Source organism: Pseudomonas sp. B21-021, from assembly GCF_024749205.1.
GTDB classification, from domain to species: Bacteria; Pseudomonadota; Gammaproteobacteria; order Pseudomonadales; family Pseudomonadaceae; genus Aquipseudomonas; species Aquipseudomonas paraglycinae.
Map to the genome: position 1 here is coordinate 2,035,397 of NZ_CP087192.1, position 24,993 is coordinate 2,060,389.

The following is a 24,993-nucleotide window of genomic DNA, read 5'->3' on the forward strand; positions in this document are numbered from 1 at the left end:
TTTTTTTTTGGGGGGGGGGGGCGGCAGTTTCGGCTGTGATGATTGTTCCCACGCAGAGCGTGGGAACAATCATTTACGGGGATTACAGGACCGAAGCAGTCTGCGGCGTCCGTGGCTGTTTATAAAGATCCAGCAGCACCTGATCCAGCACCGACGACGCGCCGAACGGGGCCTTGTCGTTGAGGATCGCCACCACCGCCCAGGTGTTGCCGTTGACGTCGCGGCTGAAGCCGGCGATTGCCCGCACGGTGTTCAGGGTGCCGGTCTTGACGTGGGCTTCGCCGCGCATCGCGGTGGTCTTCAGGCGTTTGCGCATGGTGCCGTCGGTGCCGGCAATCGGCAGCGAGCTGATGTACTCGGCGGCGTAAGGGCTGTGCCAGGCCGCTTGCAGCATGTTGGCCATTTCACGGGCGCTGACCCGCTCCGAACGCGACAGACCGGAGCCGTTCTCCATCACCAGGTGCGGCGCTGTGATGCCTTTCTTCGCCAGCCACTGCCGCACCACACGTTGCGCGGCTTTGGCGTCATCGCCGTCGGCGTCGTTGCGGAATTTCTGGCCCAGGCTCAGGAACAGTTGCTGAGCCATGGTGTTGTTACTGTACTTGTTGATGTCGCGGATGATTTCCGCCAGATCCGGCGAGAACGCACGGGCCAGCACTTTGGCGCTGCTCGGCGTCGGGGCCAGACGATCCTTGCCCTGGATGCTGCCGCCCAGTTCCTTCCAGATCGCCCGCACGGCGCCGGCGGTGTAGGTCGCGTGATCGAGCAGCGACAGATAAGTCTGCGAGCTGCAGCCTTCGCCCAGCTGGCCGGCCACGGTCACGGTCACGCTGCCATCGGCCTGCGGCACCGGGTTGTAGCGCACGCCGCCGGTGCATTGTTTGGAGTTGAGCGCTTTGACGGTGTTCTCGATGTTGATGCTGGCAATCGGCGGTTCGACCGAGATCAAAACCCGGCCATTGTCATTGCGGGCCACGAAACGCAAGGCCTTGAGGTTGACCAGCAGCGAATCCGGCTTGACCAGGAACGGCTTGTTCTCGTCGTTGCCGTCATCGTTGAATTCCGGCAGCTGTGGCTGCACGAAGAAGCTGCGATCCAGTACCAGATCACCGGTGACCTGGGTCACGCCATTGGCGCGCAGGTCGCGCATCAGCAGCCAGAGTTTTTCCATGTTCAGCTTCGGATCGCCGCCACCCTTGAGGTAGAGGTTGCCGTTGAGGATCCCGCCGTTCAGGTCGCCGTCGGTGTAGAACTCGGTTTTCCACTGATGGTTGGGGCCGAGCATTTCCAGCGCCGCGTAAGTGGTGACCAACTTCATGGTCGAGGCCGGGTTGACCGAGACGTCGGCGTTGTACACGGTCGGCGTGCCCGGGCCGTCCAGCGGCACCATCACCAGCGACAGGGCAGTGGGCTGCAGCTTGCTGGCCTTGAGGGCTTTTTCGACGTTGGGGGTCAGGGCGGTGTTGATGGTGGCAGCGGAGACGGGCAAGGCCAGCGGCAGAAGAAGACCGGCCAGGAGCAGAGGACGCAACGATTTGATCATATGAAATAAAACCCTACAGCCGAGGGGAAAAAAGACGAGGACATGGATGAAAAGGCCCTCAGTGGTCATGAAAGTGTCGGCATTATGCCCCAAGGTGTAACAGCTTGTGCCTTTCGCAAGGGCGCCAATTCGTTATTTTTTTACAGGCGGTCGCACGCACGTCCCAGAGAGTCGGGCAATCGCCGGCTTAAACTGGTAAAGTGCCGGCCGTTATTACTTAAGAGGATTGTTCCAATGGCGACTAACCGTTCCCAGCGTCTGCGCAAAAAACTGTGCGTCGATGAATTTCAAGTTTTGCTAATTAGCAAAAAATAGTCGGTTGGTTGTCAAAAATTCATTGTCCTCTCCGTCCGAGATCCTGCTCCTCTCATGCCGTATCCCTGGCGGCAGTCCCCGGCAAGCTCTCTCTCCTGCCTCTCTCCCATTCTCTTTTAATCCCCTGATTTGACGCCGCGAGATGGCCTTGAGATTTGTGATCGCCCATAAAAAAACCACCTCGAAAGGTGGTCGTTTCACAAGCCAGCAGTTACTCCCTCCGGCTAAGCGCGATCACTGTGCAGCGTTGACCGGCTTCTCGGGGTACCAAGCGTCGAGCAGAGGGCTGACTTCAGCCTTGGTCACTTCGCTACGGCCTTTGAGCCATGCTTCGACAGCTGCGCGTTGCTCTTCGGTAACCGAGCCGCGTTCTGCTTTGCAAACCAGGCCGAAATCATCGCCGCCGACATAGTCCAGGCCATTGGCGTCCATGGCTTCGGTCAGGAAGTCATCAAGGAATGCATCGACTGCCTCATCATCCAGATCTTCCTTAAATTCCAGGTTCAGCTCAAAGCCCAATTCCTGAAACTCGTCCACACAAAGCTTTTTGCGAAGACGACGGGAGCGGTTAGTGGCCATCAAAAAATCCTCTAAGTAATTACGGCGCGCAGTCTATCAGCTAACACGTCCGATTGCCTGCTTTGTCCGATCAGTCGAGCTTCCAAGGCTACGTCCAGCCACACAGGCCTAGAGAGCCCATGGCTCGGAGCCTCATCACCTCCATAGGCCAGTTAATTTGTTTGCCGCGATGATCAACCCCACCTGAGGAAGACGCCCCGCAAACCGTTCCGACGTCCACGGCACGCCGGAAGCAACCTCTACATGTAGAAGCTGTAGCTCACCTGTGGCTTCTCTGAGCTGTCGATGTACTTCATGATGTCTCCGACCTTGTTGGCGCACTCCAAGGTGATTGGGAGGCGTCCGTCGAGCTGGGTGTTGTTCCAGTTCATCTTGGTCAGGCCAAGGATTTCCTTGCACAGGTCTTCCAGTGACGAATCGCTGTCGAACGCCTCGACCCGCAGGGGGCTCGGGATGTACATCCCCGGGTACGTTTTGTAGAAATCCACGATCCCTTTCGTGTAGAGCACACCTTGAGTCTCCGAAAGGCTAAGCAGCGTCCCTCGGGAAGGTGGGTAATTTTTGTCGCTGAAAAGCCGGATATCGGTCGCTGTGATCGATACAAGATCTTTCGTCTTTATGCCCTTGGCCTCTAGCACCCTTGAAAACCCCGCAACCTCGGTAGGCCGGAAACGACTGGACTTGTGGATCACAACGCGCGCGGGCTTTTGCATCAGCGCTTTTTCATATTCCGCCAGTGCGCTGTCTAGCAGCTCATAGGCCTGCGACTCATCCATATAAGGGCGTCTGTCACGCTTATCTAACGATACTGGTGCGCCTCGCAGAATGACGCCATGGCCGAACTCATCGAACACCTGAGCGAGGCTCGTGGAAACCGTCTCACCGTCACGGCTCTTGTAGAATCCGATCCCGATGTAACAGGTCTTGGGCTTGAATTTGTCCTCAACTAGGCGCCAAGGTACAGTCCTGTTGCCCTTGTAATACAGCGCGGTGCAGAAATTCCAGGCTTTGGTGGCTAGGTCTTGCTGATCGATCGAGGGTTTGACGGAAAGAATGGTCTTTTCTCGAACGAGCTGAAGAGGAATACCTAAATGCATGCACCGCGCTTTCAGGAGCCGGCGGAAGTTGTGTTCCAGGTAGGCCTCTAGCGACTCGTTGTCTTTTTCCCCTGTCGCCTTGGTAAGAGAGTCGAAAATGTCATTGGGCACTACGCAGACAATCACATCGATTGAGCGATTCTCGGATAGAAATCGGATCTGCTCATAGTACAATTCAACGCACTTTACTACTCGATCTTCCCGGGCAGTGATTTTCGAAATGTTATTTACTTCAGACTTCTGAAGCGTACGAGTGTACTGAGGGGAGGAAAGGATTTTCGTATAAAAACCGTGGTATTCGTCCACTCCGCCAAATCCTCTGAAGAGGTTAGGGAATTTTGTTTCCTCTTTGCCAACGATGCCACGCTTGCATTTGTCCAGCCATTCATCCAATAAGTCGACGCCTTCACCCCGGCCAACGATGCCGATACGCAATTCGCTACGCCGTAGCTCATCACGTTTGTCGTATACACCTAAAGTTTCGATTCCCGTTCTTGGACATATATGGGCACCGCTTCCAAATTCCAGCATGGGCTCTTTGAGGATCTTAATCTTCATCAGCTAGTTCCTCTTCATAGTCGGCACCTACATGTTCACCGTCTACTAGCTTTTCGTCACAAGTGAGTTCTAGTAACTCGCCAAAAAAACCGTAGCTTGCAGTATCAGTGCTAAGCGAGTCGTCCATCTCGATTGACTTGTTTCCATAATGACTGGGGTAGTCAACAGTCCCTGGCAAAGAAAAATTAGTCGATCGCAAGTAATAGGCCAGGAATCGAACTATGTTCCGTACGCTTTGGTTAAACTCAAGTCTTTTCTGCTTTGACAGTAAGTCCTCATGAAACCGAGACTTTCGACTTCCGTCGTAGGTGTAGAGCCAGCTTGGAACTACTAGTGCAAACCACTGTTGGGCTACCTTAGTGAAACTTAATTCGAAAGATAGGTGAACGTGATGAGCGATACGGGTAGGCTCTTTTTTGGAAAGTATTTTTTCGTAGACCCGGCGGGTTGACTTCTTCTTACCTACCCAGTCTTCTTTGCGACCTTCGTCGTCGGGATGAAAGGGCTTGAAAAAATAAAATTTATCCCGGCGGTCGTACGCGACGTTGTGAGGTTTCAGAGTTTCTCGAACATAGCCAGTCAACAGAAGCTTAAAAATATTGAGATTGTCGTCGATATCTGAGTCTGAAAGATCTCGGCTCTCAAGTGCTTCGATGGTACCGATGTCGACTATGTGTCGTATGCCTGAGTTAGAAACGTCTTCGAATGTGAAAACTCGATTTTCAAAACATACCCAGTTATCGGTATCGGCTCCATTTAGCAGCAGGGCCATCTTGACAAGGCTCTGCTTGGAGCAACTGTTTTTCTTAAAGTTCAGGTGTTCACGAGCCTGTGCCAGCACTGATGCTTCGTTTATCTGCAACTCGGCAACGTATACCGTTTCAGGTGGGGTGACAGCGATCAAGTTTGAGGTCAGGGTGTGCGATTGGTGACCGTCGCTGGCGTTAAAGTCCAGGTAGGCATTGATGTCACCCAGGATCAGCTTGAAGTCGGTCAATACCCGTTCTTGAGCAGGTATACGCAGTCCTGAGACCTTCGAAAGGATGTCGCCAAGATCAATGATGTGGGTCTTTGTATTAAACTCAAAGGCATTGTTTGTGATTTGGTCGATCGCAGCTTGGCTGTAGGAAGCCTGCTTGTTGGTCAGCATCAAGATATACAGTTCATCGAAGGTGTTGTAGAACTGCCTGCTGACGAAGTGGGCCAAGGTTTTCTTCACCTTATCCAGCGACGTGGTCGCCGTCACCTGAAACGCAACCCTGTCGTGATCGTCGCCAAGGTCGATGCCTGGAAAATTCTTCTGCCTTCTGTTTAGGTTAATCAGGTTGGGAAGGTTGTAGGCTGCCTTCAGGATGGGAATCAGCGCATCCTCTAGGGACAGGTTGATATCGAGGCGGCCTTGCTTGGTCGAGAGGTCAACTTGGCTGATGATTCGGCTTACGACATCTCTTAACTCATTCTCAATCTCTAACTGTCTCACTGCTAGACACTTCCCTTCAAACCTAAGCGATAGTGGGGGTGCGACGAGAGCTGAGGACGCTGAGCCATCCCAGGCCGCAGAGGGTGGCATTGTACCACCATGGTTCACGCGTCGGATCAACCGGTTAGCCCGAGTGCCAGGAAGACGCTTATAAAGCCCGTTATGATCTTTCCCGCTACCTGCGGGGCTTTGAGAGGTGGAGAGGAGGGGAATATGTTGCCTGTCCGGCGGCACGCTCGCCTACACGCGAATCATTGGCGCCAAGCTTTGATATGGGGCTAGGCAGCGGTTCGTAAATGCGCCGGAGTGGTTTTGAGTCTTTGTGATGGTCGAATTCGACCGGTATCGCCTGAGGCGGCGGCGCCTTGACGATATTTTGATCCGAGCCGGTTACGTTGGTCTTGATTTTTGGCAATCTAAGGGGCTACTTCCCCCGCTCGACCTAAAGACGACATGTCCCAGGGGAAGGCTCATAAACAAGGATGCCCATAGATGCCCGCGTTGAAAGCCGAAGACTTCGGAGCCATATCTCACAATCCTGGTGCTTCTGATCCCGGGTGGGTGACTCGGGCCGAAGACGCGATGAGGATACTAGGGCAGCTGACTGCTCAGGATGAGGTCGTGCTTTATCTGAGTGGGTCGCAGGCTATCGTTCACGGCGTGCTAGCACCCACCCGTAAGCTTACGCAGGCTAGGGTCAAAGAGCTCCAAAATGCTTCATTTCCGGAAGGGCAGGACACATGGAGTATTTGCCGGGAGATCAGCAGTGACGGTCGTGCAATCCGCCTAGAGCCTCCGCTGGGATCTTGGTCGGACGAGTTTCAAGGGGAGAAGCTGATCTTTCGCCGCGAGTTTAACGGGGTCGACCGGGACAGGGCCGCAATCGAACTCAGCCAGAAGTTGGTTCATAGCCTGGATTTGTACTTTGTAGCGGAGCGCAACAGCTACTGCAGGCTTGATGAGCACGGTGACATTGAAGACGTGATCCGCATCATTCAGCAGCCCCAGGGTAAAGATAATTTCCGTCTGGATTTGGTGACGATCCTGCGGGCTGAACTCGAAAAGTACATGGCAGTGACGAAGCAGAGCTTGGTGATGCGGTTCGATTTCACCAGGCTCGATACCGAGAATTTTTCAGGCTGGAACGGTGTGAAAACGCTGCACTCGGACAGCCGAGACCTCTATTACCATCACGGGCTCTGCCGTGTCGGTAGCTTCTGCAACGGCGTAATGGTGCTCCGGCCTAGTATCACGGTGGCAAGCCTGATCAAGCAGTGGGAAATGGAGGACGACCGCGCTTCGCGCCGGTATGCAGACTTCAAAATCTACGATCGAAAAAACGGTCGGAATGTAGAGACCTCATGCGCCCCGGAGTGCCTGTCGAATTATTTCGAGGATAGCGAGCTCCCGTGGGAGCTTTCGCCCGCGTTCTTCAGAGCAGAGGTGCTCCATTTGTACAAAGCCGACCCTGATAAGTACTCCCTTGAGGACAGGCATATCAGTTGCCGGGGCTCTTGGTACCTCAGGTCTTACGACCAGAACGAGGAGGGTCAGGTGCATGCCTACATCGGCGACTTGGCCAAGCTACCATTCACCGTTCAGCTCTACTGGCAGTCATTCAACGAATGGCCCAAAGGAGCTATATCGAAGCGCGCTCACCAAGCGGACATCAGGGGCTCTTGGGATCTTGATTACGAGCCGGTCGGCGCGTTGAAAAATGCGATCCGGGAACTGGATAGATCGGCCCCAGCATGGTGGAGTCCCAGAGGGCAGGAGCTTGAAGCAGCGGTTCATATCCCAGCCACGGATTCAACCAAGGAGTGGGCAGACGAAATCCTCGCGCTAGACCAGTATCTCGTGGAGGGTTTCCTACTTAAACCATTGCGTGTGATAGCTGACGGCGTTGGTAAACCAGCTCCCTCTAGCTGGGCATCGCTGCGGGTGATCCAGGAAATACTGTGCGGAGTGGGGAATTCCGAGACGCAAGCCAAGGCAATTGTGGTTCCCTTACAGAGGCTTCATGCTTTGAGAACAGAGGTCAGGGGGCATGCAACTGTGCAGAAAAAGCGTGCAGCGGAGTCGGAAGCCCGGGCAAATCACGGATCCCTACGAAATCACTTCGTTTCGTTAGCCGGCGAGTGTGAGCGAGCGTTGGACACCATCCGAGTGGCATTGGGTGCGCTGTGATTCTTGTCTAGCCTTCTAGCTTAGGGCTCTACGGAGCTAGTCAGGTTTCCTGAGCCATATGCGTGTTCTGGGTCGGTAGATCTGCATGTTGACCATCCCAATTCAGTCGTCGGTGTGTGAGCCACTTGCGTCCCACGTATGCCCCCCATATCTGATCAACGTAGGTAATGCGGTTTGGACTTTTGTGGAAGTGGCCGGGGGCCACGGGATGGCTACGTCGCATAGGTAGCCAAGGTTAGTCGGCATGGTGGGGAATCAACGAGATGCGCCCTGGTGGCGCATCGGCGATAGTTTCGGCGGTGCAGGCCACATCAGCACCTGAGAGAGTTGGTCAAAGGAGGCCAACAATTGGCCCCCGTCAGGATCATTTGCCGCGATTGAACGGAACCACTACCCCTAAATCTGGCATTTTATGGGCAACAGTCACGGGGCTGCTGCTCTTGAGCTTGGCCAAGTGCACCACTTGAGCATTTCCACTGAGGTAGCGGATGGGCAAGCCCGTCAGCATCTCGATATCCGTTGCTGCCAGGCCGATGTAAGCGGCAACACCATTCACAGGCAAGACGCCCGAAGAGGCCAGCAGCTCAATGGTACGTTTGAGAAGGCGAGGTTGCTCAGGCGTACGTTCTTCATCGCCCGGTTCTGCTTTTACTCCCCAGCGAGCTGAGCGACGCTTAAACAGCAGGCCCTTTGCATCATCATCGATCACCTTCAATGCCCAAAGGCGCATGACCATTGCAGCCACAGAAACGCCCCAGCGTTGCTTGAGCAGAAGGAGGCTGTCCAGAGTGACCGGGCTCCGGACTTCAGCGGCGAACGTCTCTGCTGGGAGCAGGAAGGCGCCTGCGAACCGGTGGGCCTGGTCTTCCATCATTTTGTGGCGAACGGGGTCAGTCGACCGCTCGATTCCTTTGTGTAGAATCAAGTGGCCGAGCTCGTGAGCCAAGTCGAAACGGCTGCGGAAGCCGTTTTGCTTATCGGCAGAAAGCAGCACGAGCGGACGATTCAACACCTGACTCCACGCAGACAATCCCTCAATGGTCGCGACGCCTGTTTCTTCGCGTACCAAAATCACGCCAGCGCCTTCCACCGCCATGGCCAGGTCAGGTATCGCGCGTCGACCGAGTCCCCAAAGTTCGCGGCATTCATCAGCGGCGTCCTCGATATCGGAACTGGTGATTTGCTCTGGATCCGTGAACGCGCGCTTTGGCAGATTCACATCAGGGAAGTCTACGAACTCACCCAAAGCTAACGCGATGTCTTGAGCCCATTCGAGACGTGCTTCAAGCATCGTACGGGCGCTGGCATGCGCCGATGCATTGCTTCGGAACAGGGGGAGAGAGCACTTCTCAGGTAGCGGGCGGGTGAACCACTCCGGGGCCACGTTGATGACCTGAGAGAGGTTGGCCAGTGCCTCGGCCTCGGGAGACTGCTGCCCGCTTTTCCACTTACTAATCGTGGCAGGGGATACCCCGACCATGCTTGCCAGCGCGACTTGAGAAAGGCCGCGAGCCGCGAGCGCTTGTACTAGCCGCCCCGGCTCAAACCCTGTGATTCCACGACTCATGATTCTGTATCTTGTCCTGTTTCGAGTAGGCCCGTTTCGAGCACACCTGTTTTGAGCTTCGGCATCGCCAAGTCGACTTGCTGAGGTGCTTCGTGGTAGCGGGCGAGAAACTTACTCAAAGGCTCTCGGAAAAGCCAACCCTTCATCTGTGCATCCGGTACCGCGATGTGGATTTCCACTGGGCGTTCCGGCTGATTGGTGAGCGATCCAGTGAAGCACGCAACGAAAAAGAACGTACCGGAGGTGATAGGTTCCGGAGCAAACAGCGATGGTTGCACCAGCTGAGTCATGGCCTGGTTCGCCTCCGTCAGCTGGCGGCGGGTAGCGCTTCGTTTGACGTTGTTCCACAGAGTGGAAGACATATTCACCCGACCGTACTTGAAGATACCGGCATGGCCCAGTACGACTCCGTTGCCTTTGAGAGGCGTATGGACAGCGTCGGCGGCACGTAGCATCTCCTCGAAAGCCTCGTTCATGCGGAAAGCCCTCATCTGTCCCAACGCATTCTTCCGATGATTACTGTCCATGTCCTTCGTATCCAAGTAGGCACGAAGCGCACCTGCCTCAAAGGCATCCTCAGCACCCATGACGATGTTTCGAGGGACGTGATGGATCAATAACTCGGGAATGGTGGGCTGGCGGGTTTTGGTCATGTAGAGGTTCTCGGGTTTCGGATAGCGAGATTATACCCATGAAAAATTTCGTGTAAACGTGGGTTTTGTAGGTTTCTAGATTGTTGAGGCCTTCTCTACCTCCTTAGCGCACGACCTTCACCATAGTGCTCGCGGCTTCAGGTGTCGTGCTCTGTGGAATCATTGAAGGCTTGGAAAGAGCAGTATGGTGGGGAAACTGTTGAGTCGTGGCTCGGTTGATTCACTGGCCGCGTTAGGGGGAAGCAGCCCTAATAGACCAGGCAGCTATTGCTGCCTATCCCAACGAATGTCTCCGCCTGGTTCGCAGATCCGTAACCTAGCAAAGTCAGTGAACCGTGGATTGAGCCCACCGACTTTGCCATCTCGCACTCTGAGCCAATGTTGGCCCCCTGGAATCCGTCCTGGCCAGCAAATCAAACGCTCAGTGCTTCATCCTAGTGACTTGCTTGCTTAGCCAGTACAAGCAGCCCGAGCAATTCGGACTCTTTGTCAGCATGCTGTTCCAATGCGTCGTCCAGGAGCCCAACCATGTCCGTTTTCGCAAGCCGAAGGGAGCCGACGGCAATGGCTGCGGCAAACTCCAGGGCTGCGTCACCGAAGTCCTTATCCCAACGGGAAAACACCTTCACCAGCAGCTCTTTCATCACCTTGCTGAGCTCGGGGCTGGATGAGTAGTCCAGCTCTGCGGGGTGGCATGCCCTGAGCATGCATGCTTGCAAAATCGCTTCGTTGAACCTCAGGAAGCACTCCGGAGCCAGTACGACCGACTCATAACCGTTGGGGCATAGGCGTCGTTCGTGGTCTTTGTGCTCGCGAGCATTTTGGAGCACCGCAGACATGGTGAGGTGCACCATGCTAGGTTCGACTTCGGCATAGCGGCCAGCGATATCGGTTTTGTCTCCAAAAAAAAGGAAGCCTTCCGATAGGCGCAGCGGATTGCCACGTGGTGAAAGCAAAAAGCCGTTAAACGCCGTAGAGGCTGCCTTTCCTGCCAACCCAAGGGCGGGCAGGATGTTGGAGGTGTTTGACAGGTGTCCAAGCCCCAATTCATCGACGCTTAGTTCCGAATTTTGCTCATAGGTCGTGATCAAACGATGCCACGAGTTGTCATTGGAGTCTTCCCCGAGAGGTAGCTTAATCCAGTTGGCAAAACCGTACTCTCTGGGCGTCGAGTTACGTACTAGGAACATCCGCAACTGACTCCAGGACTCGTTCGTCTGCGGAATGCCGATTGGCGAGAGGAAGTGCCTTGGTATGTCCGCTTTGATGTACGAGCGCAGGTCGCGACTGATCTCTCGGAGCACTCCACCATCCCTTGCGACGGTGGAAACGATCACGACACCAGTCGCGTCCTTGCAGTTGTTTTCTTCTAGCTGATGGTAAGGAATCACGGTGATCGATGAACCGTCCGCCAGACGAGTGCGCAGGCGATCCACGACGATTGCCGCCAGAGCCTCGGAAGCCTGATCGTCGGCATGGATAACGTGGCTGACGGTCAGAGGGAACGACCAATCAATTTCTGCGTTCAGCCACTTCCGAAACTCTTCGTGCTCCAGCACCTTAGCGACATCAAGCTGCAGCAGCTTTGTCTTTGCCGCGATCGGGGTGTTAAAGGGGTATATCGAGAAACCAAAGTATTCATGGAACTCAGGCAGGGAGTTCGGGGCATGGGGCCGCCCGATAATGACCGGTCTTGGAGGTTTGGCTTTAGATGAGAAGTTCTCGCCGATGATCTCGATTAGAGTGCCGTCGCTAACTTTCAGATCGGGGAAAGCAACGCCCATGCTGTCGAGCGCGACCATCACCTCGCCAGCTCGTCCATTGGATGTTATGTCGACGATTGTGCTCATTCGATGTGGATCCCACACGGTACTCGCCATCTTCCCTGCCATGCTTCCGGAGGTGGTAGCGGAGATAATGCAGAAATAGGGGTCAGGTGGCGGGTTGATTTTCTCCAGCTCGTCATAGGAGTGGAAGCTGATGATCTCCGCGTCGGAGCGGCACAGGGCTAGGGCGCACTTGACGTAGGCATAGATGCCCATTGTATCGATGTACACCTTGCTGCTGCCTTGCAGCGCCTGTCCGTGGCATAGAGCGATCAGGTAAGCGACGACGTGCAGTTCTGCTTCACCAGAGGCGATTTCTCTTGCCTGGATGAATACCTTGTTCCGTCGCTGGGAAGGATGCTTGAACACGTGCCCAGAGGGTGCTTGGTGGATGGCATTATTTTTTTCGATGAGGCTGTGTACGCCACAGCTCAGAAGGAGCTTCAGATCCACGCTGTAAGGGCCAGTTTGCTGGCTAAGGGCGTGGTGTTGGAACTTAGCTCCATTCCACTCCACAAAGGTGTACTGCTTTACGAAATCGAAGCCTGCTTTCATCCCGCGCTTGAGCATGGCTTGCAGATGCGTATTGGTCGGATCCCAGGCTGTTTTGAAAACCTTGTATTGCTCCATTGAGCCCACGATGTATACACAGTCTGGAAGATTGGCATCACTTTTCAAGGCGGTCTCTACATCCGCATACACATTACCTTCGGTGAGGTGGCAGCGCTTGTAGCAGAGCACAAGGGCCTCAATGGTGCCATGCAACGGGCAGTGTTTTAGGTGCCGCCAGGAGTAGAACCGTTGCATCAATGAGCCCTCAGCGGTACGAGGATAGAGATAACCGCACCTTGTACGGGTGAGAGGCTGTTTTTAGTCCAGTGTTGGAAGTCGAAGAGGTCACGATTTTCGCAAGGCTCAAATGCGTTGAACATCGAAAGTCTTCCCGTGCGGATTCTCATCAGTCCGCCTATTTGTCTCAGCTGCCGTAACACGGACGGCAGCCCCTCTCCTGCTGCTGATTGGGACTTTGAAGTCGATTTGTGCCGTAGGCACTGGATGAGTGCCAATCGTTCCTCTTCGAGAGACATGTCCTGTACGAGCTGCCCGGTATAGCGGCTGACCAAACCAGGCCCCGAGTCAAAAAAACTGACCTCAAATGCCCTGAGGCTCTTCATGCCGGTGTCAGTCCGACCGGCTTCTCCACTCCAGTAGCTCTCAAGCATGGGGTGTCCTGAGAAGTCTTCGGAGTGGAGCGAGTCGTAAAACCGTGTCCATCCCATCATCAGGCCTTCGACATGGGAGAGATACGGTTTGCCGGTGTGGTCTTTTACTGCATGGTCTTGAGTATTTTGGATGAGCTCCGCTGAGAACAATGCCAGTGCATCGATCAACGGTTCAGACAGCGCATACCTGCTCTGTTGCATGGTGCGGTCAACCAGCTTGCGCATAACCGGGGCCATGTCGTCTTTCTCTTTGGCCTTGCCTCGCGAAGAGAACAGCGGCTTCAGGTACTGGATTTTGGAGCCACCAACGCACATGAGATCGACGCATCGCCCCTTGACCAGCTCGTCCAAGTCTTGGGCATCCATCGCTTGCATTCTTTTAGTCGCAAAGGTCAGGACATCTCGGCGATCAATTTCCCTGCTACCAATCCGTATTCCCCTGGACAGCCGGACACCCGCAATCCCTGGTGAGTAATCACAAACGGCCTGCTGCGCATCTATTTCTTGTGCGTTCGGATGAAAATCCAAGTAACCATTTTCAAGCTGCTGGCGCGCGAGTGTAACGACCATCTGCAGTCGGGATGCATCATGCATCGGGCTGTGTCGAGCACCGAGGGTGTCTATAGGGAAGCGAAATATCGTCTCGCTATCGGAGGACTCAATCTGGGAAATGATTTCCTCAATCTCAACCAGGCTCCGGCACTTCCCCACGTGGTTAACAGTTGCCAAGCGATCACCTCAGAGTCGTGGGGTTACTTTTGGGCCGGGAGGCTTGCGAGTAGTTGTTTAATTTGCGGCTCGGGCTTCCAGTAATTGGGGCCCTTTAGAAACTTCCCGTTCTCATCGTAGATAGGCTTGCCATCGGCTCCTAGTTTGCTCTCGTTGCTGTCCATGATCAGCTCCAGGACGGCTTCAAGAGGGATGCCGTACTTCATGGCCTCGGAGCGGCAGTACACGATGACGTCGCCGAGAAGGTCTGCAATCGCGACCTGAACATCGATGGCATCGTCTCCGCGACGAATTTGCTCGGCAATGTCATCGATTTCCGCGACCTCATCGAGCAGTGTCCGCTTGAATTTCAGGAGGCGATCCTCCGCATCCGTGAACAGGTGTGGGGTCTCGTGGATGGGCAGCTTGTACATCTCATTCATTGTCTGGATGCGGTCGCGAAAACTTTTGCTCATTGATCATCTCCGTTGCTGAGGCATTTGCAGCCGACACTACGCTTCTTTTTCAGGGCAAAGCAATCCGCAGCCATGCCCGGCCATGATCGTGACAGGCTCCATCGAGGCCGGCAAAACCCATGGATGCGTTATATAACTAGCTGCCGGCAGGGGGGTGACCCTGCCGCCCCGCACAGAGGCGTAGAGGTACGGCTAGAGTCCAAAATCTCTGCCAAGCTGATCATCCCTCAGCTCGCCTATCGAAGGACGTGACGACGGAGGGGGCTCCAATCTCTCCGTAATGGGAGGTCTGGCCACGAAACAAAACATTCTCACCAAAACCCTCAATGAGCCGGTTTAACTCTTCGACGCTGTTCGCTGCATATTCCTGCAAGCGGCATACCTCCCGATTGCGTTGATATTCGTGATCCCTGTGATCTGCAGCTTATCCCGGAATCAGCAGTGGTGACATCTCGGGGACGGATCTGCTAAGGGTTCAGATCGGCACGATGATCAACTGCGGGCAACACACCTTTTCTCTTCGCCGCCGTGGGCCATCAGCCACTCATCCGGCACTGACCGTCGAAGCGGCTGATTGCATCGCGTGCCGAGCAGTTCACGAAGGCTAAATCGCGGCATATCTGCGGACTAGAGGCTTTGAGCCATTAATATAGTGATAATCTCAGGCTTTTCGCCATGAAGACGTGCCTTGATGCCTGGCACTCTCCAGTATGCAGGGAGCCCTTAGCTAGTGGATTCACCAAAGAACGACTCCAATTCTCCGTCGCTCCAGCCTCGCGCCTCGGCAGAGCGTAAAACCCCGCCACCTGATAGCCATGCGATGCCTGCGAAAGGCCGATTGGTCAGTGGTATCACCAACTTCCTCTTGGACGCCGTGCGTTTTGAACAACGCTCCGCCTGGAAAGCTGGACATCAGATCGGTGTAGCGGAGGGATTCGAATCGGGTCGAGAACATGGGCTGCAGCTCGGACAGGCACAAGGCAGAACTGAGGGACATCTGCAGGGCAAGACAGAGGGCTTGAAAGAGGGCTTTGCTGAAGGCCATAGCGTAGGCCTCGAAGAAGGTAAGCTGATCGTCGAGCTGCGCCCAGGGCTTGGTGAAGAGCCCGGTGCACCAGCCACTAAAGAACCTGCCCTGTTCAAGGATTGGAGGTTTGCCATTACGCCGGAGATGGAAGCCCAGATCCGCCGGGACGTTGCGCATTATCTGCCTGGCCAACCTCCGTCAGATGACCAGTGGAAGATGATTCTGTCGACGACCCCAACCACTGCGGTCGTTGCGGGGGCAGGGTCTGGTAAATCGACAACGATGGTGCTGAGGCTGATCGTTCTCTACCACTATTTGAAGATTGACTTGGCGAGTCTCACGGTCGTCACATTCACGAAGGAATCCAAGCTGGATTTCGCGAAGAAGGTGCGTGAAGTGTTTGACCTGTGGGGGTATGAAGTCAGCGAGAAGAAGTCGCTAGAAATCGTCCGCACGTTCCATTCGCGCATCCTCTCATTCGCTAAGAGCATTGAGGGCTTGGGCGAGGTAAAAGCGTTCGAGTTCTTGGACAAGGATCTCAGCGAAAGGGAGAAGGACGGGTCAGCGCTGAACATGAAGCTGGGCGAAATCCAGCTCGACCTGATGAAGGCCCTCTACCAAGATCTCTACGAAGGAGATGCAACCTTCCGTGGGTTGATCGGGCAGCTGTATCAGCGCTCGCTGCTCCTGGACGAGCTGGACAAGGAACATCCAGATGTCCAAGACCGCAAAGATTGGGCTTGGGCCATGGCGAAGAATGATGGAGCTTTGTGTTCGACGCTTGAAGGCCTCTGGAGCGCTGCCGGGCATTGGCCCATCGACGGCATTGTGCCGACGAACAAGAAAATCCGGTTACTTGGCAAAGACTTCCAGGTCAACGGGTACATCCCCGAGTACAAAACCTATGTGATCCTAGGGGTGGATGATTCAGAGCCGGACGAGCTCAAATTGGATATCCCCTACGGATCGTATTTGCGCAAGCATGTTCGGGACAAACGGACGATTTTCCAGGCTTTCTGTAGCCGCCGAGTTATCTCCCTGAAAAGCTACGAGCAGGCATCACAATCGGTCGACGCACTCTGTGGTCGCGCGATCGCTTGTCCGGCATTTTGGTACAAGGTTCGAGGGGAAATTAGCTCTTCCCACATCATGGAGGCCTTCTACTCCACCGCTTCCTTCATTGAGAACCTTGGCCTGGACGCGGTCAGCGCGGTCAAAAAGATGAGCTTGTATCCCGAGGATCCTGATGCACCATTCTTCCATGCCTTGGGGATTTATTGGGCTGCATTTAATCAGCGGCTGCTGGAAATGAGTCCGCCCATCATGACGTTCAATAGCATGTTCGCGATGTTCAGCGAGCGAGGCTACAAGAATTTCCGGGCAGTACCGGACAGCGTTCTGCGCCCCATGTCGACGCTACTTATCGACGAGTTTCAAGACGTGGGTGCAAACACCATCAGTTGGGTCAGGGCGACTTTCAGCGAGATTGAGCGGCGTGGTTTGAGCGTCAATACATTCGGTGCGCCGGCGCATGCATCGCTGATGGCCGTCGGTGACGACTGGCAAAGCATATATGGGTGGCGAGGCAGCTCTCCGCGTTTCCTGATGGAGTTCGACAAGGAATTCAAATCTCCCGCCCACACTGAAGTGTTCATGCAAGAAAACCATCGTTCGCATCAAATGGTGGTGGACGCTGCCGAGTCGATCGTCAAGAAAACGCCAGGCTTTGAGAACAAACACGGCTTGGCGGTCAACAAAGCGGTGATCGGTAATCAAGTGCCCGTCGCGGTGGGTGAGTTCGATGAAAAGCACCTGGTTGAGATGGTTGAGCATCATTACGACGCAGGTCATACCATCTTGGTGCTTTTCCGTAAGCGCGCCACCGAAAAGGAAGCAGAAAAAGCCTTGGCACATATTCTTCAGCGAGCGCGTGACGAAAAGCAGAAGAAAAGGATCAAGCTGTTGACCTACCACTCATCCAAGGGCCTTCAGGCGGATGCAGTCTTTTTGCTCGGCGATTGTGAGGTTACCAATTCGTCACCCTCAAAGAATGAGTTCTACGCCCAGGCGGGCATGTGCAGCCCTGGCGATCCCTGCGGTTACGATACTGCCCAGCAGCACGAGGCGCTGCGGACGTCATACGTTGCTATCACTCGCGCTGTGACTTATTGCTATTGGAAAATCACTTGGGATGAAAAGGTGCCTGCGTCGGAGAAAGCGAGTCGTCATATCGTTGCCGAGGAGCCGTTCTGGAAGGTCGTAGGTCACAGCCCAGTATCTCGTTCAGATGGAATTAAGCGAAAGGCAGCGAAAGAGCGCTCATCGTGATTAATAGGTGTAACCCTCAATCCCTTTCTCGACGATGATCATTGCCTTGAGACTGACTTCGAGGCTGTAGCCAATAAGCATCATGGCAATTGCGCAATATTGACTCTCACAGACCGCGCGGACGCACAACGGCATCTCTGCAAAGCTTTGCCCCTTTAGAAGCACCACGCCGCCTCAGACATAGCATGCGCTTGAGTCATCCAGAGCACTGGGTTCTTCAACTGTTCGCTCAACGGCGTAACGGACGGATCGATAGGGTAGCCGGCGTATAAACTCGCGGTCTCCCATTTCATCGCACCGAGCGCGCTATGTGCAAAAGGGTCTTGAGCAAAGTTTTCTCTTCCCGGAGGGAGCAAGGTACGTTGTCTAGCCATGTTTCAGGGACGTCCTTTGAGTTTTGATTGGCGTGTTGAGACTCTGGTTGGGAGGTCTTCAGCTGGCACCGACCGTTCCCAAAGAAAGCCCACGGTTGATCGACTCATCCCGAGCCGCCTGGCGGTCTCTGCCTTGCTCAAGCCAATCTCTTTGCACTCCAGCACTTTTTTCAGCTTGATCAGATTCACTGGTCGAGCGGCAGGCCGCTTCACTAGATCAAATCCAGCAAGATGCGCGGCGATGTCAGCATCACTGACGCGTTCTTGGAGAGCGTCCAATTCCTCGGCGGCTTTTGCGAGCAAAGTAGAGGAGGGCGTCTTGTTATGAGTCGAGAGAATTAGTGCCATGAAAGCCAAAGGGCTCATGCCAAGAGCCTCGGCAAGTTCTACAAATTTATCAATAGTGGGGCTGCTTTCGGCGTTCTCGATTTTGCTCAGGTATGTGCGCGATGCTGCATGGGCAAGGTTTTCCTGAGTGAAGCCTAGATTCCCTCGAACTGCTCGAACGACCGCTGCCAGTGCTGGCTTCAACAAGATGATGTCCTCAAAAGAGAGGATGTAGCCATGTTGTCGTGTACAGTTACACGTCATATGATGTATAAAACTGTACTACTGGCTGTCGGTGATTTTGCTTGCACTGGCCGGCGCACCAATCAGCGGCGTGATACGACACGGCTGACTCAGCATGCACAGCCTTGGGTATGGTTTTGCGTACGCAGCGTGACTACGGTTGGAGGCTCACTCAATTCCTCCAATTATTGACTAAATCGCCCCGAGTACTGGGAGCCTACCGGAAGATGGGGCGGCGTAATCGCTCCTCGTTAATTTTACCAATTGTCGAGTACCAAGCAGATGTTCAATTTTGATTGTGCGCGAGACCGACGGATGGCTGAGGATCACCAGGGCGCCTTACAAGGCTTGCCTCCAGAGGTCGTTCGGGCTCAGCACGTCGACTGGTCGGTCGGTGTCGACGCATTCCTTTTCGGCGCCGCGAGAGTGGGGGAGCGCTATGTCGCGCTTGTCTACAACGACCAATCGGGAGTGTCGAAAAACGGTATGACAATCGCGACACCTCCCGTGCGGTGCATCGCCGAGAAGGACGGCTTCAAGCTGGTTCGCAGTGTCGGAGGAGATCATTACGTGATCACAAGCGAGCACGATTGTTGAAGCCTAAAGGCCCCGACGCCAGCAGGAAGCGTTTGATGGGTATTCAGATAGCCGCGCCTTCCGAAAACTAATGCTTTAAGGACGAACAATGGCTGACCTCGAAAAAATAACAGTGACGATCAAAAATTATGACGTTCAAGCGCAAGGCGATCTTGATGCTCTTTACAGTCGAGTGAGACTTGAAGATGTAAATGGAGAAACATTCTATTTCAAACAGGCGGTTGTTCCGAAATACCTGAAAATTCATGGTGCAATGGCGACCGAAACTCCACGAACCTGGTATTTCAAGAGACTGTCGAAAAAGACAATTGTGGTGCTGGCTTTTGAAAACAAAAACGGAAAAGTTGAATACGATCTGGATGACATCCGATTGATCGCTAGATCGACAATATTGAAAGGCGTTGTGTTCTCGCTCGGCTCAATCCCTGCGGCCATTATTGCTGCTACGGCCACATTCGGCCTTGGGTTAGTGATCATTCCTATGGGCCTCTGGTATGGATACAGGAACATCTTCAAGCTACCTGCAATGCTGAGTCGCAAGACACTCCTCAACGATTTTGCGCAGCACGGAATCATAGTTCGTTAATCACCGCGAACGTTAGTTCGACATGCGTTGCGGATGCGTAGTCGAGAGGCCGTTAACTTATGAAACTGACCTCCCCACCTCCCGTCCGACCTTCGCTTGCGAGGCGTAGCCTGGACTTGCAATCTATGGATAAGGTTAACGGACAACTGCGCAGCACCCACTCAACTAACTATGAGTACTTACGTGCTCCCAGGGCGTCGTGATGAGTGATATCTGGCTACGAGAACGAGAACGAAGGAAGGCGCTATGGCAGCTCGCTGAACTGGTACCAGGCGATCAAAGCGCACGAGCGATCCTGGAACGATTGGATGAGCTTGAACGACTTGATCATGAACTTCCATTGAGCGCCTGCCATCTCGACCACGCTGAGTTAGTTCGGCTGCCCAGGGAGGCTCATCCCGTAGGATGCTGGATTATTCGGGAAGCAGATATCCCAGAACCTTGGAGATCCCGCTTCGCGGTGGCTCTGGGGCCAGCAGGTCGCGTGGAGGCAGGATTCTACTGGCATGATTGGACTGATTTTCTAGAGGCTTGGGAGCGCGAAGTGGCGCACGTGGAACAACATCGATTGGCACTCGATGACGAATAACAGCAATTTCCCGGATGCCCACGATGCTACTCCGGTGGGGCAGAGTGGTCTCTTGAACGTGGGAAGCAGGGAATTAGTCCGCAGGAGGAGAATGATGGAGCAGCACGTAAGAACGCTGGGCCGTGACAACCTGTCAGAACTCGAATCTATTGAACGACTAGTAGCGTCAATCGGGTCAGCGGTGTTCGAGGCCGATGTACGTTTTTTATCGAGCCTGCACACCGTCGATACCGAGTCAGCTATCCAATCGATCAGCCGCCTCACCCATCCCTCCCTAATCGGGATGAGCGAGACACCCTTCGGAATTTTCCAACGGCTGTGTGACGACCTAGTGTTACGAACGCCGGCGTTGCTTCAGCGTCCAAGTTATCGATGCAGAAATGGTGATAACACAGCAGTCCCTTTTGAACTCTGGTTGAGCATCGTTCGGCATGCCCGAGAGCATTTTGACCCTGCAGGGTTGGATGCGGAATTCTTGGTCGCGAAGATGCGGGAGGGACTTTCGAGCAAGAGGGCGTTCGATGCCCTTATTGCTTCGAAGCGCCCCAAGTGATGGCAGACATCGACTCCAGGCGATAAGCACTCGGTGCTCGTCACGCCTTCACGCCATGACTACGCCTCTGAGGTTGATCAGGAAAGGTTATCTCTCGCGTTGCAATGGCGTGATGACGATTCCCCAGAGCGCCTCCGCAGCACCTTCTTGAGAAAGCTTCTGGTCGTGTCCGGAAAAGTGGGACATGCCCAGGGTTTTTAAGTACAGGGTCTGATCATCAGCGTTTACCGATAGTGACTCGTTGTAGCTGTTGCCCGCGAACGAATCGCCTTGGCTGTAGTAAATCCCGGCACCCATCTGACCCCCTGTAAACACCGTCCCCCTAGCAACGTCCCGTCCGTCCTTATAGATGACCGCAGAAAAGCGATTGGCGTCGATTCGACGATACACACCTTCATAACCAGGATTACGAGCTTGAAGCTCTTGTAGGGAGTTCTCGAAGTAGCGAGCGATGTATTCGAAGGTGTCCAGCAAGAACTGATCTTTGTCCCGTTGGGTGAAGCTCTTGGCTACTCTAAGGTTACTCGACCGGGGGGCGGTGGCCGGTAGCGAGGAGGGCGGCTGTGGAATAGCTGGCGCCGAGCGCGCGATTTGCGATGAAGGAATGGGCACATCCTTGCGGCATCGTTCTACAGCTTTACGCACTGCCTGCGCTACTTGCAGGAAAGCTACATCGCGGTCAGGCCACAGGGTGACGGGTTTACCATCCTCAGGCGTGGCAAGCAGCTTACCGAACGGAGCATGATGCCAATCACACGCGCGCAAAATCACAGGGATCACGATCGCTTCCTTCGCGGCGTGGCGCTCCATGGCGCGAGCCATCTCGATGTTGTAGCAATAATCAGAGGCGATGAAGTCCGGGCTGACCAAGAGAAGGATGATTTCGTCGCTGTTGATGTGGTTGTCAATGGCTGCATCGATTTCTTGACCAGCGCCGATCCTGCGGTCATGCCAAGTGTCGATAACGCCTTGGCGCTTGAGCATCGATAGCTGTTTTTCCAGCTGATCACGAAGCACCTCATCGGCATGGCAGTATGAAAAAAAAACGCTTGGCAAGATCGGCGCTCCATGGATGGTGATGGCTTAGATCTTAGGGGCTGTCCGATGCCGAAGTACAGGCCAAAGCATTGGGAATCGATAACTCCCGTGACGCCTGATGAGCCTACGGAAGCAGCGATACCATAAGTTCCTGAATAACCTACGCGGTCGGAAGTGTGGAGGTTCACGCCGAATCTCTTTCAAAAGATAGCTGCCGTCGCTTGCGAAGAACCCTGGGAAACTGTTCCGCAGCAGGTTCGGCAGAAGCAACGTTAAACCCATTCATCCAACGTTGGCCACAGGCGCGAGGTGCTCGTGTCTGAAACCCTAGACCCCATCCACAGCAGTGGTGGCAGATGCCAGCAACTCTGGGTGTCTCCAGGCGCTGGGGGACAGTGTGCCTTTGATCTGGGCGCAGGTTATAGATACTGCGGGGCAGCGCTTAGCCTACCGCCATTTGTCTGCTCAGGGGGCACCGGACTACTCGAATTGATTGACAGGTGAGGCTCAGATCCAAATACTGACCGAAGGGTATGCAAAACAGTCTTTCGGGTATGTTCCATATTGGAGCTCCGTGAAGCCGATTGCGGGACATACCGGCACTGGCAACCACGAGGTACACGCTGTGGATAAATATGTTGGACTAGATGTGATCATCATCGGAGGGGGAGCGGTTGGAATTTGCTCCGCCTACTTCCTGCAAAAGGCCGGTATGCGAGTCACCTTGATTGAGCAATCGAAGGTGGGCATCAAAGGGCCTCGTACTCCCTTCGTTGATTGCATCGGCGGCGGTGATCAGAGTTCAGAACTGGCCAAACGCGGGAGCGAGCTGGTGTTACCCCTGTTCGAGGATCTTGGCTATAACATGCGCCTGGTGAGTCGGTTCTGCTTCATCTCTCAGTCGACGATCACGGCCCACAGCGTGCGTAAAGGCACCTTGGGTAATGAGTTGTCGATGCATGAAATGCTGATGGACTTGAGGAACGTCGTGAACGATCGCGGTGGGCGAATTTTTGAACAGCTCGAAGTAACCGAGCTCATCATGGCAGGCGATAAAGTCGTCGGTGCATCGACCTCAGCTGGCCAGTTCCTGGCAGACGAAACCATTGTTGCTGCGGGTGCCCTCAGTTCGAGATTCGAGGGATGCCTGAACCTTGATTTAGGGCTTAAAGAAGAGCGCGTCGCTGCTGGCGATGATTTGGTGGATGTGCCTTTTACACCTTTCGGGAAACCCTACGTGGGACGGCCCGAAGGGATAGATGGAGCAATTGTAGCCGTCGGACATGACGTAGACGCGATCTGCGCCTTAGGTGTGGGGCAGATCGTCGCAGAATTGGTTTCCTCTCCAAGCATGGGAGCAGGATTCACATTGAAGAAAGGGATCACAGCGCGAGATATACCTTGGGCTGGGGTCTGACTAGGGGCAATGCGCTTCATATTTTGAATCATAACTTTATGTGTTGAATCTCGCCTCCAGCGCGCTCGGCCCTGGTGGCGAGCTTTAACTAGCAGTACCGCTTTTAGTTCGCGCAATTATAATTAGCGAGTAAGCTCAAAGTTCTCTTCTGGTAAAGAATAAATTTCCTCAAATTCAAGGGGTCGTTCAAAAGGACTGTGATCCAATGTTCCTTGTTCATGTGGTGCCCCGGATAAATGCCACGTTTTTTTCTTAAAGATCCTATGCGGGTTCAGCACGAGCGCGGCTTCAGTAGATCAAATCAAAGTATGATCTTGGTAATCGATACTCTGCCGATTACGGTATTGTCTAACCTGAGACAAAAATTCCGGGGCTAATAGCGTAATGAAAATTTTAGCCTAGATAATTATTCAAGTTAGCTCCCGATTGGGTCGCCTCTCAACATATAACGTAGCTTAGGTGGGTACGACGCTGGCTGTGTTGCTCTGCGTGAGTTCGTCGAAACGAGTGGCTATTTTTCGGCGGTTTCGATTTTCCACCCTCTGTTCAATGGTCTTCAGTGCTACCGATGTCTACGGCGATGACACGCATGGCATCGTTGGGTCTTGCGCTGTATTTCGTGCCCCGCAGGGAGCCCACAGAAGGGTCTGAGAAGCTCTCGCCCACCAGTGAGATCTGCGTGTCATCGCTCCTCGAATTGTCGCGGGGGGGCAGAACGCTGTGCCTGCCTAATAGTGCTACCGAGCGGGGGAGGGAAACAAAACCCATTAATCATTTTTACGTACCCGCTGGACAAAAAAAAGTACCTGGAATACAGTCGAGTTATCGGGCCGTCTTGGTGAATGGCACGGGCAACATTCCATAGGAACCAGCAATGACTACAGAAAAACGGTATTGGAGCACCTCGGTTAGCGACGTCGAGGAGTCCGCTGTCTACATCCGGGGCTATGACCTAGGCGATTTAATCGGCAAGCTGAGCTTCGCGTCGGCAACTTATCTGCTGATCCGTGGACGCCTACCGAATGCCGGCGAGTCCAGGATGATCGATGGCATCCTGTGCTCGGTTTTGGATTACGCGTTGAAGAAGCCTGGTACTGCTGCTGCACGCTTCTGCGTTTCCAGCAACCCGAGTATGGTCGCAGGCTTGGCCACTGCAGTTTTGTCCGCTGGTGAGTATTCGCTGGCCCCTGATCAAACCGGCAATTTCCTCAACGCTACCTTCTCCCCAGACGCGATGGACTTCGAAGCTTCGGCCAATACCTTGGTGGAGGGTATGCGTGCGCGCAAAGAGCGTGTACCGGGTTTGGGCCACCCAGTCTTCCGATATACCGACCCGCGTGCCCAGCAACTCAAGGCCCTGGCTGTCGAAACAGGCGTATGGGGTGACATCTGCGAATGGTATGAGGCGGTGCACAAGGCCTTTACCACACAAGCCAACAAGCCCGAAATTGTTATCAACGAAGTCGGCATGATGGGTGCGATTTTGGCTCAGATGGGCTTTACCCCGGCAGAGATGACTGGCCTCGCGGTGATCTCCACGATGCCAGGTGTGGTCGCACACATTTCTGAGGAACTGCAGAGCAAGGTTCGCATTCGCGCAATCAGCGACAGTGAGGTCGACTACGCTCGCGACCGCCGGAACTTTGCAGAAGATCTGAAAAAAAGCGGGTTTTAAGCTGTACTGCTGCCGCTCCCACAGGCG

Annotated in this window: 20 protein-coding genes; 9 read left to right on the forward strand and 11 right to left on the reverse strand. The window is 54.3% G+C overall.

Translation table 11 applies throughout. From position 1 onward, the window contains the following. Positions 1-82: 82 nt before the first annotated feature. The 4 genes from dacB to LOY31_RS09200 all read right to left on the reverse strand — a co-directional run bounded on the left by dacB (position 83) and on the right by LOY31_RS09200 (position 5,572). The gene (dacB, locus tag LOY31_RS09185) at positions 83-1,543 is read right to left on the reverse strand and encodes a D-alanyl-D-alanine carboxypeptidase/D-alanyl-D-alanine-endopeptidase (RefSeq protein WP_039770010.1); all 1,461 of its coding nucleotides are present in this window, start codon (positions 1,541-1,543) and stop codon (positions 83-85) included. Positions 1,544-2,092: 549 nt separating this feature from the next. Beyond that, positions 2,093-2,437: a YggL family protein gene (locus LOY31_RS09190; protein WP_042571952.1), complete on the reverse strand. Its 345-nt coding sequence runs from the start codon at positions 2,435-2,437 to the stop codon at positions 2,093-2,095. Positions 2,438-2,676: 239 nt separating this feature from the next. Then, positions 2,677-4,092, reverse strand: a complete 1,416-nt coding sequence (locus LOY31_RS09195; RefSeq protein ID WP_042571951.1) for a hypothetical protein — start codon at positions 4,090-4,092, stop codon at positions 2,677-2,679. Then, positions 4,082-5,572, reverse strand: coding sequence for an SMEK domain-containing protein (locus LOY31_RS09200; RefSeq protein WP_042571950.1), 1,491 nt, complete (start codon positions 5,570-5,572; stop codon positions 4,082-4,084). The genes LOY31_RS09195 and LOY31_RS09200 overlap by 11 nt, the downstream gene beginning before the upstream one ends. A 492-nt stretch (positions 5,573-6,064) precedes the next feature. On the opposite strand from LOY31_RS09200, the gene LOY31_RS09205 reads away from it, so the two are divergent. Next, positions 6,065-7,759: a hypothetical protein gene (locus LOY31_RS09205; protein WP_042571949.1), complete on the forward strand. Its 1,695-nt coding sequence runs from the start codon at positions 6,065-6,067 to the stop codon at positions 7,757-7,759. Between the two features lie 364 nt (positions 7,760-8,123). Here the strand turns inward: LOY31_RS09205 and LOY31_RS09210 are convergent, their stop codons facing one another. Then, entirely contained in the window at positions 8,124-9,326 is a 1,203-nt protein-coding gene (locus LOY31_RS09210; RefSeq protein WP_258713132.1) for an XRE family transcriptional regulator, read from the reverse strand. Continuing rightward, positions 9,323-9,979 (reverse strand): hypothetical protein, encoded by a 657-nt coding sequence (locus tag LOY31_RS09215; protein WP_042571947.1) that lies wholly within the window; start codon positions 9,977-9,979, stop codon positions 9,323-9,325. Before LOY31_RS09215 ends, LOY31_RS09210 begins: the two co-directional genes overlap by 4 nt. Positions 9,980-10,132: 153 nt before the next feature. On the opposite strand from LOY31_RS09215, the gene LOY31_RS29450 reads away from it, so the two are divergent. Continuing rightward, complete coding sequence (locus tag LOY31_RS29450) at positions 10,133-10,198, forward strand: hypothetical protein (RefSeq protein WP_408980473.1); 66 nt, start codon at positions 10,133-10,135, stop codon at positions 10,196-10,198. Positions 10,199-10,413: 215 nt separating this feature from the next. On the opposite strand, the gene LOY31_RS09220 is transcribed toward LOY31_RS29450, so the two are convergent. The 3 genes from LOY31_RS09220 to LOY31_RS09230 are packed head-to-tail and all read right to left on the reverse strand — an operon-like array spanning position 10,414 to position 14,212. Further along, complete coding sequence (locus LOY31_RS09220; protein ID WP_258713133.1) at positions 10,414-12,612, reverse strand: hypothetical protein; 2,199 nt, start codon at positions 12,610-12,612, stop codon at positions 10,414-10,416. Further along, positions 12,612-13,757 (reverse strand): hypothetical protein, encoded by a 1,146-nt coding sequence (locus LOY31_RS09225; RefSeq protein ID WP_025260488.1) that lies wholly within the window; start codon positions 13,755-13,757, stop codon positions 12,612-12,614. Before LOY31_RS09225 ends, LOY31_RS09220 begins: the two co-directional genes overlap by 1 nt. 23 nt (positions 13,758-13,780) lie before the next feature. Then, positions 13,781-14,212, reverse strand: a complete 432-nt coding sequence (locus tag LOY31_RS09230) for a pyrophosphatase (RefSeq protein ID WP_025260487.1) — start codon at positions 14,210-14,212, stop codon at positions 13,781-13,783. A 730-nt stretch (positions 14,213-14,942) separates the two neighbouring features. Between LOY31_RS09230 and LOY31_RS09235 the strand changes: the two genes are divergently transcribed. Beyond that, positions 14,943-17,567, forward strand: coding sequence for a UvrD-helicase domain-containing protein (locus LOY31_RS09235; protein ID WP_156149814.1), 2,625 nt, complete (start codon positions 14,943-14,945; stop codon positions 17,565-17,567). 377 nt (positions 17,568-17,944) lie between these two features. Here the strand turns inward: LOY31_RS09235 and LOY31_RS09240 are convergent, their stop codons facing one another. Continuing rightward, on the reverse strand, positions 17,945-18,475 hold the full coding sequence (locus LOY31_RS09240; protein ID WP_231621435.1) for a helix-turn-helix domain-containing protein: 531 nt from the start codon (positions 18,473-18,475) through the stop codon (positions 17,945-17,947). A gap of 351 nt (positions 18,476-18,826) precedes the next feature. Here LOY31_RS09240 and LOY31_RS09245 point away from each other — a divergent pair, with 351 nt between their 5' ends. From LOY31_RS09245 to LOY31_RS09260, 4 genes are all read left to right on the forward strand, one after another. Continuing rightward, on the forward strand, positions 18,827-19,108 hold the full coding sequence (locus LOY31_RS09245) for a hypothetical protein (RefSeq protein ID WP_082054449.1): 282 nt from the start codon (positions 18,827-18,829) through the stop codon (positions 19,106-19,108). A gap of 88 nt (positions 19,109-19,196) precedes the next feature. Continuing rightward, the gene (locus LOY31_RS09250; RefSeq protein WP_258713134.1) at positions 19,197-19,694 is read left to right on the forward strand and encodes a hypothetical protein; all 498 of its coding nucleotides are present in this window, start codon (positions 19,197-19,199) and stop codon (positions 19,692-19,694) included. 202 nt (positions 19,695-19,896) lie between these two features. Next, positions 19,897-20,283, forward strand: a complete 387-nt coding sequence (locus tag LOY31_RS09255; protein ID WP_156149813.1) for a hypothetical protein — start codon at positions 19,897-19,899, stop codon at positions 20,281-20,283. Positions 20,284-20,377: 94 nt separating this feature from the next. Further along, complete coding sequence (locus tag LOY31_RS09260) at positions 20,378-20,836, forward strand: hypothetical protein (RefSeq protein WP_042571943.1); 459 nt, start codon at positions 20,378-20,380, stop codon at positions 20,834-20,836. Positions 20,837-20,923: 87 nt separating this feature from the next. On the opposite strand, the gene LOY31_RS09265 is transcribed toward LOY31_RS09260, so the two are convergent. Continuing rightward, a complete protein-coding gene (locus LOY31_RS09265; protein ID WP_042571942.1) occupies positions 20,924-21,892 on the reverse strand; it encodes a toll/interleukin-1 receptor domain-containing protein in 969 nt (322 codons plus the stop codon). 556 nt (positions 21,893-22,448) lie between these two features. On the opposite strand from LOY31_RS09265, the gene LOY31_RS09270 reads away from it, so the two are divergent. Beyond that, positions 22,449-23,291 carry an FAD-dependent oxidoreductase gene (locus LOY31_RS09270; RefSeq protein WP_042571941.1) on the forward strand — a complete coding sequence of 281 codons (843 nt, stop codon included), beginning with the start codon at positions 22,449-22,451 and terminating at the stop codon, positions 23,289-23,291. Positions 23,292-24,165: 874 nt separating this feature from the next. Continuing rightward, positions 24,166-24,966 (forward strand): citryl-CoA lyase, encoded by an 801-nt coding sequence (locus tag LOY31_RS09275; protein WP_042571940.1) that lies wholly within the window; start codon positions 24,166-24,168, stop codon positions 24,964-24,966. Positions 24,967-24,993 lie beyond the last annotated feature (27 nt).